The sequence below is a fragment of the Maribacter aquivivus genome (genome assembly GCF_900142175.1).
In the GTDB taxonomy this organism is placed as follows: domain Bacteria; phylum Bacteroidota; class Bacteroidia; order Flavobacteriales; family Flavobacteriaceae; genus Maribacter; species Maribacter aquivivus.
The window spans coordinates 406,471-418,678 of record NZ_FQZX01000003.1; the positions used below are offsets into that span (position 1 = coordinate 406,471).

The window sequence follows — 12,208 nt, forward strand, 5'->3', positions numbered from 1 at the left end:
GTGTCAGCATGTGAGTTCTCGGCTACAAACAAACAGATTACTTCACTACGTTCGTAATGACGTTTTGTATCGAAATCGTCATTGCGAGGAGTTTTTTCAAGACGAAGTGACATTTTCACTAGTTTAATCCCAATTTATTTTTTGCAATCTAACTGCATTCAAAATTGCCAATAGCGCTACGCCCACATCTGCAAAAACAGCTTCCCACATAGTAGCTAAGCCTCCTGCTCCTAAGGCCAGAACAATTACTTTCACCCCAAAAGCCAAAGCAATATTTTGCCACACAATACTACGGGTAGAATTACCTATTTTAATAGCTGTGGCGATTTTAGAAGGTTGGTCGTTCTGTATAATAACATCGGCTGTTTCAATAGCTACATCGCTTCCTAGTCCGCCCATAGCAATACCTACATCACTTGCGGCAAGTACGGGTGCATCGTTTATTCCATCACCTACAAATGCTATCTTCGTATTAGGTAGTTTCTTTAGTTTCTCAACTTCATCTAATTTTTCTTCAGGTAACAATCCTCCTTTTGCCCAATCAATGCCCAATTGTTTTGCAACCTCTTGTGTGATGGAATCTTTATCCCCAGATAGCATAATAATTTTTGTGACTCCGGCAGCACGTATATTTTGAATTGCTTTTTGCGCATCTTCTTTCAATTCATCCGCAATGGTGACATAACCTGCAAATTTTCCATCTATCGCTACCAAAACAATAGATTCAACAATGGTGTCAGTTATCTTAGGTACCTCAATTTGATTCGCCGTCATTAAGGCTTTGTTACCTACTAAGACAACTTTGCTATTTACGATTCCTTTCAATCCTTTACCTGCAATTTCAGATACATCTGTTGCTTTATATGCTTCGCCTTCTGGTTTATATTCCAAAATAGCTTTGGCAATTGGGTGTGTAGATTGCGTTTCAATGGCGATCAAGTACTTCATGAATTCATCTTCGGTAAAGATCTGATCTTTAACAAGATCCTTTATCTTAAAAACACCTTTAGTTACGGTACCTGTTTTGTCCATGACCACTGTATTTACCTTGGTCATCGTATCTAAAAAGGATGCTCCTTTAAATAAAATACCATTTCTAGAAGCAGCTCCTAATCCGCCAAAATAGCCCAAGGGAATAGAAATTACCAGGGCACATGGACAAGAAATCACCAAGAATATTAAGGCACGATACAACCAGTCTTGAAATACATAATTTTCAACAAAAAAGTATGGAAGAAAAGTGAGTGCAATTGCTAGGTAAGTGACAATAGGAGTATATACCTTGGCAAATTTTCTTATGAACAGCTCCGTTTTAGATTTTCGTGCAGTGGCATTTTGTACCATATCAAGAATACGTGCAATAGAACTGTCCTTAAAAGCTTTGGTGGTTTCAATTTCTATAACTCCGTCTAGATTTATACTGCCAGCATATACGGAATCTCCTTTTTTAAGGGAATCAGGTTTGCTTTCACCTGTTAATGCAGCGGTATTGAAAGAACCTTTTTCTGTGCGTAATACGCCATCTAGCGGGACTTTTTCACCTACTCTAACTTGTATTTTTTCGCCAATTTCTACTTCTTCTGGAGATATGGCAACAAAGCTATGATCACGGTAAACCAAAGCTTGATCCGGTCGTAGATCAAGTAAAGCTTTAATATTGCCCTTAGCACGCTTAACAGCAGCACTTTGGAACAATTCACCAACACCGTAAAAGAGCATTACGGCAACTCCTTCAGGATATTCTCCAATACCGAAAGCGCCTATAGTTGCAATACCCATTAAAAAGAATTCCGTAAAAAAGTCTCCTTTTCTTATGCTTTCCCAACCTTCTTTTAAAACAGGTAGTCCTACAGGGATGTATGCTATAATATACCAGGCTAAACGTATGTAACCATCAAAGAATGGAAACGACTTAAAATAGTCTAGAGCTATACCAATCATCAGCATTATAAAACTGATGATTGCAGGTAAGTATGTATTGATGGTGAAATTTTCGCCAGCTTCGTTGTGATTGTGCCCATCGTCATCATGGCAGTGTTCACAAGTGCTTTTGGAAGCGGTAAGGGATTTTAAATCTAATTTATTCTTTTTCATAATACCTGCAAGGTCTGAAAATGAATAGTGCAACAGAAGTGCATTTAATGCTCACTGCACAAATCGCAAATACCTTTAATAACCAAATTGGCATCTTCAGCGATATATCCTGATGGTAAATTAATATGCGGAATTTTATGTTCGGTCAAGCAAATCGTTTTGTCACATTGACTACAGTGAAAATGTAGGTGTAAATCTTGATCAATTTCGCAATTGCAACCAGGTTGACACAGTGCGAATTTTGAAATATTTGTACCATCATCAATTTGATGTACAATACCTTTTTCTTCAAATGTTTTTAATGTGCGATATAAGGTTGTGCGTTCCGCTTTTTCAAAAGCATTTTCAATATCGGTTAACGCGACGGCAGTTTTTTTACCTGCCATAAATTTATAGATAAGTATGCGCATTGCAGTAGGGCGTACACTTTTATTATCTAATGTTTTTTCTATTTCAGTCATGCAAAAAAGCAGTTTAAAAATACCTTTAACACTAATGTAATCAATGTTTTAGAAGATTTCAACTTGAGAGGATCTTTAACTTTAAATTAAGCAATTTAGTCTACTGAATAGAGTTCGATTTTTTGTTATAAAGTGCTGAAAATTCGAATAATATGGTGATGAGGACTCAATTTTTAAGAATAAAGAGTTTCGGTTAGAAAATCGGTGAATTATATATTTTTTTTAACTAAAAAATGAAGGTTTTTTATCTGTAGTTGCTTCAATTTTCGAGTTGGTAGTTTGTGTTTTTGATGAAAGGTTAATGATCCTTCAGTCAGTAAGATAGCGGATTTTAATTGCAGGTGATCTTTAACGTTTTGACCTTTAATTTTTGAAAAATAAAATGGTTTTGAAGTCTATTCCACATCGTGTGCAATATGGAAAATAGCGTCGCCTTGATTCACAATTGGTGATTCGTTGATGCAAATTACATATCCGGTTTCTTTGGCTTTTATTTTCTTTTCAAAATACCCGAACGGACCAGAAATGCTTCCGATTACTTCTCCTTTTTTTACTGCTTGACCGATTTTGATTGTGGGGTGAAACATGCCCGAATGTTTTGCTCGAACCCATTTAGAGGCATGAACCAATTTCGGAACCGTTTCTTTTAATGCATAATGAGAAAGTTCTTCTTCGAAATTTCGCATGCCTAAATGGTGCATCATTCTCAGCGCACCAACTATACCGGTATCGGTAATTTCGCTATCTATATGAAGTGATTTTCCGCCCTCGTATAACAGTACCTTTTTGTCAAGTTGATGTAGCGTTTCACGAAACGATTTTTCTCTTCCGGCAGATTTTACAATGAATTCTGCACCAAATATTTTTGCTAACGCTAATCCGTCAACATCATCACTATCAATTCTAATCTGTGGAGCGTTAAAACGGCTGTCACCACCTGTATGGTAATCTATACAGTAATCTATAACAGGAGCGATATCTTTTACCAAATGATATGCAAAGCGGCTTGCTAAGGATCCTCTTAAGGTACCAGGGAAAACTCTGTTTAAATCTCGACCATCTGGAAATTGACGCGTCTGGTTCAAGAACCCGAATATGTTTACAACAGGAATACAAATAATCATACCACATTCTGGACGGTTGAATTTTTTGGATACGATTTGCCTAACAATTTCTACACCGTTAATTTCATTACCGTGAATACCACCTGTAATCAAAAGGGTAGGACCATCCTTTTTACCACGCTGTACAATTACCGGAACTTCAATTTTGGTTCTGGTGTGTAACTTTGCAATGTCTAAATTTAATTGGGCGCCTTTGCCTTTTTGTATGGTCTCCCCTAAAACGGTATATTTTTTATTGAACATTTCTGTTGGCGTAAGTTTATTTTTTTCTGTATAACTTAAATAGTTCCAATTTGTTATATCTCAAAGGGCGAAATTAGTATATAAATCTCTAGCCTTGCTGAAAAAAGAAACACGAATAACGGAATCATTAGGACTCCGTTATTCGTGTATACAAGAAAATTGATGTTTTATTAATTATGAACTATAAGGGGTAATAGTTTTAATATGTCCGTCTGCTTGGTGCTCTAATTCCACCATTTTTACAGATCGTAAATGTGTTACGCCTTTAGAAAGACTACTATCATGGTAGAATAAATAGAATTTATCTTCTACTTGGCAAATAGAGTGATGTGATGTCCAACCTACTACTGGTTCTAAAATTCTACCACCGTAAGTAAAAGGTCCGTATGGGTTGTCGCCAATAGCATAGCAAATAAAATGCGTATCGCCTGTGGAATATGAAAAATAATATTTGCCATTATACTTGTGCATCCATGATGCTTCAAAGAATCTACGGTCATTATCGCCCTCTAATAAAAGTTCGCCATTCTCATCAAGAATCTTGATTTCTTTGGGTTCTTCTGAAAATTCCAATAAATCATCGGTCATCTTTGCGACGATAGGTAATAGTGCAGGCTCATTAGGCTTTGGGAGTTCGTTATTGGAATTATATACATTGTTACGGTATTTCTGTAACTGTCCGCCCCAAATGCCTCCAAAGTACATGTAATAGCTTCCGTCTTCATCTTCAAAAACTGCTGGGTCAATGGTATAACTTCCTTTTATAGCTTCTGGTTCTGGGGTAAATGGTCCTTTAGGACTATTGGAAACAGCGACACCTATTTGGAAAATTCCATCTGCTTTTTTAGCAGGAAAGTATAAGTAGTATTTTCCGTTTTTATGCGCGGCATCTGGAGCCCACATCTGTTTTTCTGCCCATGCAACATCTTTTACATGAAGTGCAACACCATGGTCTGTGGCTTCACCACTTTCCCTATCTACGGAAATAACATGATAATCTTCCATAGCGAAATGACTTCCTAAATCATCAAAAGGAATATTAGATTCTATATCATGAGAAGGATATATATAAATTTTTCCGTCAAAATAATGTGCAGAAGGATCTGCGGTATAGATATGGTTAACTAAAGGTTGTGAAATTGCCTTTTCGTTCAGTTTATCAAAATCAATGTGGTCAATGCTATCTTCTGGCATACTTAAGCTTTTCTTCTAGTTATTAAATCTTGTTCTATTTGAGTTTCCATTTTTTTATTTATTTCATAAAGAAATAACAATGCTATTGCTATGAAAAATGAAATTGCAGGGTATATGCTTACCAGCATTTTTGTTCCTTGTATGGCGCTTTCTGGTTGTATGATCGCATCTGTAGCTGCAAATTTCTTAGGTATATAGTCATAGATTCCTAATATCCAAGTAACTAAAGAGCTACCAATGGTTAAGCCCAATTTAAGACCTATCATCATTGCAGAAAATATAATTGCCGTTGCCCGTCTGTTATTTTTCCATTCAGAGTAATCTGCTACATCTGCAATCATTGCCCATAGTAATGGGATGGTGATACCGTAAAAGAATCCGTGTAAAATTTGAGATAAGAACATTAGCTCTACAGAGGTTGGCGCAAAAAAGTAAAAAATTGCAATGAAAATAGTAGAGACAAATAGCGCTGCACCAAAAACATCTCGTTTACCATATTTATCCGCCAAGCCTTTGGATAAGGATATACCAACGATCATAAATATTATACCACCGGCATTGAACAGTCCGAAACCTGCAGAAATTGGGTTGTCACCAAAGAAATCTACTCCTATACTGTCAAGTCCATTTAAAATAGGATCTATAAATTCTGCCAAACTTGTAGCATCTACATAGTTTTCAAAATAGTAAACATAAGAACCACCTTTCATCGCTAAAGTGATGAATACCAAAGTGGTTAATACCAACATTATGATCCAAGGCTTGTTCTTTACCAAATCACCTAAATCTTCTTTGAAGCTTGATTTTTGTTCTATGGTGGGTATGACTCTCTCTTTGGTTGTAAAAAAGGTGATTAACAGCATTATCGTTCCTATAATTGCCAAATAGGTCATTACAATTTCAATACCTACCGCTTTGTTTCCGCCTCCTGCATATTGAATGATAGGCAACATGAATACTTGTACAAAGAATTGAGCGAACATTACCGCCACAAAACGGTATGATGAAATACTATTACGCTCTTTCATACTACCTGTAATTACACCACTTAAAGCAGCATACGGTAAATTGTTAGCAGCATATAATAATAAGAGTAGGGTATAGGTTACCGCAGCATAGACTACTTTGCCAGAATAGTCAAAATTGGGAGTGCTGAAAGCTAATAGAGCAACAACACCTAAGGGAATGGATGTAAACAAGATCCAAGGTCTAAATTTACCCCACTTACTTCTGGTTCTGTCTGCCAAGGCACCTACAATAGGGTTAAAGGCAAATGCAGCGACCATACCGACAACAAATATTATTAACGAGGCGTCGTTGGTTTCTAGACCGTAAATATCGGTATAGAAATAAGCTAGATAGGTAACTAAGGTCTGGAAGACCAAATTGGCGGATAAGTCTCCTAAAGAATACCCTATTTTCTCCTTAAGAGATATTTTATGATCGTTGTTCATTTTGTGGTATTTGGTTCGTTTTATTAAAGTGTACTATCTTTTGCTATTTCGAGTACGCTGTAATAAGCTGGTTTTCTATTGTATTCTCGGTCAAATAATAATGGGTAGTTAGTTCTATCTTCTATTGGCCAACTGTTTAACCATGATACACCGTCATTTATACCCCAAAAAGTAACCCTGCTAATTTTATCGCTGTGTTTTTTAAATAAGCTGAAGATGTCTTTATAACGTTGTGCTAATTGCGTATTAACAGAGTCTGGTAATTCTTTAGTATAGGGATTCATGTGTTCACTACCTTCAAAGTTCTGACTTACTTCTGCACCTTCTAAGTCCCAAGGATTTGGTAGTACCGTGATATCAAATTCCGTAATCATTACTTGAATGCCTAAATCTGAATACTCCAATATACTTGTTTCAATTTCCTCTAATGTGGGATCTTCTAAACCCCAATGTGCTTGCATTCCAATACCATCAATTCTAGCGCCGCTTGCTTGTATGTCCTTAACCAACTTAATTGCACCTGCTCTTTTTTCTTGGCGGGTCATGTTATAATCATTGTAATAGAGCTCCGCCTTAGGGTCGGCTTCTTGTGCCCATTTGAAAGAATTGATCAAATAGTCTGGTCCTAGTTGTTTTAGAAATAATGAATTTCTTAAGGTGCCATCTTCGTTTAGCGCTTCGTTTACAACATCCCAACCATGTATTTTGCCTGAGTATCTAGCAGCAACAGTTTGAACATGGTTTTTTAAACTAGCGGATAGTTCTTCTTTTGACTCTATTTTTTCCACCCAGCCTGCAAGTTGACTATGCCAAACGAGGTTATGCCCTATAAAGGCGATATCATTTTTAGTGCTAAAATCTATATACTTATCTGCGGTCTCAAATTCAAACTTTCCCTGCTCTGGTTCCATATACGTCCACTTCATTGAATTTTCTGGTGTAATGGTGTTGTATTCTGTTAGTACAATTTGTTCGCCAAGACTATCTTTTTTTGATACAAGATTGTCGTTAACCGCGCTACCAATTAAAAAATTACTTTTAAACGCCTCCTTAAGTGTGGGTTCTTTTTCAACCTCAGGAGTTGTCTTTTTTTCTCCACAGCCAATCATTAAAATTGAGGCAAGTATTAAAGTGAATTTAATGCTTGTTTTATGTTTAGACTTTAAATTTCTTTTCATAATTTTTGTTGTTGTTTTTGGATTTCAGTAGGGGCTTAAAAATACAATCTTGAACTAGTTTGCATTGTAATATTTGATGCATTAGATAGGAATCTTGTTGCATCATGGGATAGTGCGGTGGTCTAATTTGAATTTTAAGTAGATTCGGCTTTAAAAAATTAAGGAATTGATAATTAATAACCTAAGCGAAAATCATATTCTCACTTACTATGAATTCCCTTTTAATTCTGTTGGTAGGATGCCAAACTCATTCTTAAAACATTTGCTAAAGTAAGATGCAGATGAGAAACCAACTTTAAAACCAACCTCGCTAATAGATTCACTTCCGCTCTCTATCATTTGTTTGGCTTTTTTAAGTCTAATTTTTCTGATGAGTTCAGTGGCGGTCATCCCAGTAATGGCCTTTATTTTTCTATACAATTGACTTCTGCTTAAAGACATGTCATCAGCTAAATGTTCAACGTTCAAATCTGGTTCCCCTAGATTTTCGTTTACATAATCTAGCACTTTTTGCATAAAAGTTTTATCTAAACTGGTTGTGTTTTCAAGAAGGGTTATTTTATTCTCCTCATTAATGTTCTTCTCTATAAATTGTTGTCGCGTTTCTATTAATCGCTTTATATATGACCTTAATAATTTCATTTCAAAAGGCTTATTAAGATATGCGTCTGCACCAGAATCTATGCCTTTTATTTTATCGCTGCTCATTGCTTTAGCGGTAAGCATTAAAACAGGGATATGACTCGTTTTTAAATTTTCTTTAATATGGGTGCAGAATTCAAAACCATCCATTTCTGGCATAATAACATCAGAAATTATTAAATCTGGAATTCCCTTAAGTGCCATTTGTAAACCGGTTTTCCCATTTTCAGCTTCTACAACAGTATAATCTGTTCTAAGTTTATTTTTTAAATAATTTCTAAGTTCAATATTGTCTTCCACTACCAAAATGGTCTTTTTGTTTTCAATATCCAGATTACTTATTGCATTGATTTTTTGGTCTTCTTCTAGATGTTCCTCTTTAATATCTAGGTTTAAAACTTTACCTGAAGGAATGGATATTTCTGAAGAGTGAAAATGTTCTTTCCCCAATGGAAATAACAATGTAAATTTTGTACCTTGATTAACTTCGCTACTTACTTCTACGATGCCTTTATGCATCTGTACAAAACTTTGTACCAACTCAAGGCCAATACCTGTGCCTGATCCGCCAAAATAATGTTGACTTTTATTTGTTGCTTGATAGAATCTTTTGAAAATATGTTCAATATCATCTTTGTTAATACCTGATCCTGTGTCTTCAATACTAATTTCTAATGCTTTATGCATTTTAGAATCATCTAGCAAGGGGAAAACTACTTTGTTTTTATGGGAATAAATTCCTAACGTGATTACACCACTTTCTGGTGTTGCCTTAAAAGAATTGGATAACAAGTTGAAAATGACTTTTTCCAATAATCCTGGATCCCCCCAAAAATCCATTTCGTTATTGTCATCTGTTTCAGTGGTAAGCAGTATGTTCTTTTCAAAAGCCTCTTCTTCAAAGTGCTTTGCAATTTCCTTAACAAATTTATAAGCATCTATTTTTGAAGTGTTTAATGTCATTTTGTGAATATGGAGTTTTCTAAAATCCATTAATTCATCAATAAGGGTTTTAAGTCTTTGGGCATTTCTGTAGATGATTCTATGTTTTTCTTTTAAGCCTTTATTTAGTTTGTAATTATTAGTCTCCATGATATCCATAATAGGATTCATGATAAGGGTGAGGGGAGTTCTGAATTCGTGGGAAATATTGGTAAAAAATTGAATTTTCTTTTCGTTTAAAATCTCTTCTTGTTGTCGTTGTGATCTTTCTAACTGAATGATTTGTCTTTCTTCTCTTCGCTTATTCAGTATCCAATTAACTAATAAAATAAGGCTAATGAATGCTATCATATAACCAATTGTAGCCCATGTTGTTGCCCACCATGGCGCAAGTATGGTAATAGGTAGTTCTAATGAGCTTTCTGTCCAAACACCATCATTATTGGATGCTTTTACATGAAAAATATAATCGCCAGGGTTTAGGTTAGTATACGTGGCGGTTCTTGTATTACCTACATAGTTCCAGTTATTTTCTAGCCCTTCCAAGTAATAGGCATATTCATTATTGTTTGCTCTGGTGAAATTGACTGCAGCATACTCAAGTGTGAATACAAACTGATCTGGTTTTAAGGTTAGCTGTTCTGTTTCTGAAATAGTTTTTTGAATAGGAGATCCTTTTTCTAATGGATTTACTGATTTGTTAAACAGCTTTAAATCAGTAAAATATACTAATGGCTTGTTTGTATTTTCTAATATGTTATTAGGGTTGAAATAGTCAATACCTTCATAATTGCCAAAATAAAGAATTCCGTGTTTATCTTTAGTTACGGCATTATAGTTGAAGTTGTTAGCGAGTAAACCATCTTCTTTATTGTAATTTAAAAATTGCTTTGTTTTTGTGTCTAACATGGCAAGTCCCGTTTCGCCACTTACCCAAATATTCTGGTTATCATCTTCTATAATCGATGAAATATTTTCTAATAACAGACCGTCATCTACATTAAACCAATCAACTTTGTTTTCTTCTAGATTAATTTTACATAACCCATTGCCATATGTTCCAAGCCAAATATTGTTAGCACTGTCTTCATATAAGGATCTTGCATTTATGGTACCTTGAATATTAGAATTTTTGGTAATTAAATTATTTAAAATTTTAGTTTCTAGTTTTTGTTCATCAGGCCAATAGGCTTTAACCAAGCCGTTTGGTCCGCCAATCCAGATATGGTCTTGGTGGTCTACTAATACGGTCCTAACATGGCCTTCTTTACCTAAAGGGGTGGTGAAAGCATCGCTAGAGTGGTGGTGAAACTCTTTTGTATCAGGATTGTATGAATGTAAACCGCCAAAATAGGTGCCTATCCAAATTGTACCTTTAGAATCTTCGGAGAAACTGATAACACTATTAGAGGTTAATGCCCGGTTGGTTGATTCAATAGAAAAGTTTTTAAACGATCTACCACCTTTAGGTAAGTAGAATATACCAGAACTCCACGTGCCCGCCCATAGGTTCTCTTGTTTGTCTAAGAAAATAGTTTGAACGTCTAAATTTTTTAGTTTTTCAGAATTACTAATAAAGTTGTCAGATATATGTGTGAATTCTTTAGTTTCTAAATTGTATTTATCAATACCGCCACCGTCCATTCCTATCCAAAGTTGATGATCACTACCTTGTACAATACCAGTTACAGAAGGCGATTGTAAGGAGTTATCGCTGTATGGTAGACTTTCTAATTCTGAAAATTTGTCATAATATTTGTCGTAAACACTAATGCCCTTATTATAATAACCTAACCATATGCGTTCTTGATTGTCCACAAAAATTGACCATATAGAATTTGAACGAATGCGTTTTGGGTCAGATTTGTCATATGTGTAATTATGAATTGGGTTCCCATTACGGTCTAAAACAAAAAGGCCATCATTTTCCGTAGCACATATGACGGTGTTATTTGGTAATACTTCTATTGCAAAAATACGCTTGTCTGTAAAATCGAAAATAGAAGCTGTATAGCGGTCGTCTATTTTGTTTCTTACTTTAAATAATCCCTTGGTAAAGGTGCCTAGCCAAATGTTTTCATTATTATCTATGGTTATTGATTGTATGGCGTAGTCATTTAAAAGAGTCCCATTTTCGGTACTTATTGTTTTTGGTTTTAGAACATTATCACTTTTGTGATATTTGAATAGCCCATCAGTGGAGCCAATTAGCATGTCACCATTCTTTAAAGGAACAATAGCATTTATTACTGATTGTGTGCCTAATGAGCCAGTCTCGTCTTTTATTTCTTCAATTGAATTATCTATTACGTTTAACTTAAAAAGACCGTGTGCTGGAGTGCCAATGAATATAGACCCATTGATATCTTCACTAATAGAAAAGACAGGTAGATCTTTGTTGGTTAGTTCATTTTTTGAAATTCTAATACTAGAAAATAGGTCTAATTCTTTGTCGTATTTATTTAAGCCTTCGTTTGATCCTACCCAAATATTATCTTTAGAGTCAATAAAGATGGTATTGACTATTGAGTTATTTATTGAGCTGCTGTCATTGTCATCATGCTTATACTTTTTTAAATCTGTACCATTATATTTTAACAAACCTTCTCCGTAGGTGGCAATCCAAATAAGACCTTCTTTATCTTGAATTATTTTGGTGATAGCGCTCTTTGGTATGCCATCATCAATAGTAACAAAATTATAGATATCATTATTTGTTTGCGCACTAACCTGTAAGGCTAGCGTCATGCAAATAGCAAACACCCATACAAATAATTTTTTGTCACTCATTTTACTATATAGTTGATTACAAGGTTTTTTTTATGACTTTTTTTCAAGTGCTTTACCTTTAAAAATAGGTCTATTCTGAAATTAAG

At 35.1% G+C, this 12,208-nt stretch carries 7 protein-coding genes; all 7 read right to left on the minus strand.

Annotation, left to right across the window (positions count from 1 at the left end):
- Window positions 1-123: 123 nt before the first annotated feature.
- Window positions 124-2,094 carry a heavy metal translocating P-type ATPase gene (locus tag BUC31_RS17460; protein ID WP_073246892.1) on the minus strand — a complete coding sequence of 657 codons (1,971 nt, stop codon included), beginning with the start codon at window positions 2,092-2,094 and terminating at the stop codon, window positions 124-126.
- A 44-nt stretch (window positions 2,095-2,138) separates the two neighbouring features.
- Window positions 2,139-2,555 carry a Fur family transcriptional regulator gene (locus tag BUC31_RS17465; protein WP_027066666.1) on the minus strand — a complete coding sequence of 139 codons (417 nt, stop codon included), beginning with the start codon at window positions 2,553-2,555 and terminating at the stop codon, window positions 2,139-2,141.
- Window positions 2,556-2,950: 395 nt separating this feature from the next.
- Window positions 2,951-3,922, minus strand: coding sequence for a succinylglutamate desuccinylase/aspartoacylase family protein (locus BUC31_RS17470; RefSeq protein WP_073246661.1), 972 nt, complete (start codon window positions 3,920-3,922; stop codon window positions 2,951-2,953).
- A gap of 174 nt (window positions 3,923-4,096) precedes the next feature.
- Window positions 4,097-5,116, minus strand: coding sequence for a glycoside hydrolase family 43 protein (locus BUC31_RS17475; protein ID WP_073246663.1), 1,020 nt, complete (start codon window positions 5,114-5,116; stop codon window positions 4,097-4,099).
- Between the two features lie 2 nt (window positions 5,117-5,118).
- Window positions 5,119-6,570, minus strand: coding sequence for an MFS transporter (locus BUC31_RS17480; protein ID WP_073246665.1), 1,452 nt, complete (start codon window positions 6,568-6,570; stop codon window positions 5,119-5,121).
- A gap of 23 nt (window positions 6,571-6,593) precedes the next feature.
- On the minus strand, window positions 6,594-7,748 hold the full coding sequence (locus BUC31_RS17485; RefSeq protein WP_073246666.1) for an endo-1,4-beta-xylanase: 1,155 nt from the start codon (window positions 7,746-7,748) through the stop codon (window positions 6,594-6,596).
- Window positions 7,749-7,955: 207 nt separating this feature from the next.
- On the minus strand, window positions 7,956-12,122 hold the full coding sequence (locus tag BUC31_RS17490; RefSeq protein WP_073246668.1) for a hybrid sensor histidine kinase/response regulator transcription factor: 4,167 nt from the start codon (window positions 12,120-12,122) through the stop codon (window positions 7,956-7,958).
- Window positions 12,123-12,208: the final 86 nt, after the last annotated feature.

Excerpts from the sequence above, each read along its gene's own strand:
- BUC31_RS17485 (WP_073246666.1), bottom strand. The coding sequence starts at position 7,748 with ATGAAAAGAAATTTAAAGTCTAAACATAAAACAAGCATTAAATTCACT.
- BUC31_RS17470 (WP_073246661.1), bottom strand. The coding sequence starts at position 3,922 with ATGTTCAATAAAAAATATACCGTTTTAGGGGAGACCATACAAAAAGGC.
- BUC31_RS17480 (WP_073246665.1), bottom strand. The coding sequence starts at position 6,570 with ATGAACAACGATCATAAAATATCTCTTAAGGAGAAAATAGGGTATTCT.
- BUC31_RS17465 (WP_027066666.1), bottom strand. The coding sequence starts at position 2,555 with ATGACTGAAATAGAAAAAACATTAGATAATAAAAGTGTACGCCCTACT.
- BUC31_RS17475 (WP_073246663.1), bottom strand. The coding sequence starts at position 5,116 with ATGCCAGAAGATAGCATTGACCACATTGATTTTGATAAACTGAACGAA.
- BUC31_RS17490 (WP_073246668.1), bottom strand. The coding sequence starts at position 12,122 with ATGAGTGACAAAAAATTATTTGTATGGGTGTTTGCTATTTGCATGACG.
- BUC31_RS17460 (WP_073246892.1), bottom strand. The coding sequence starts at position 2,094 with ATGAAAAAGAATAAATTAGATTTAAAATCCCTTACCGCTTCCAAAAGC.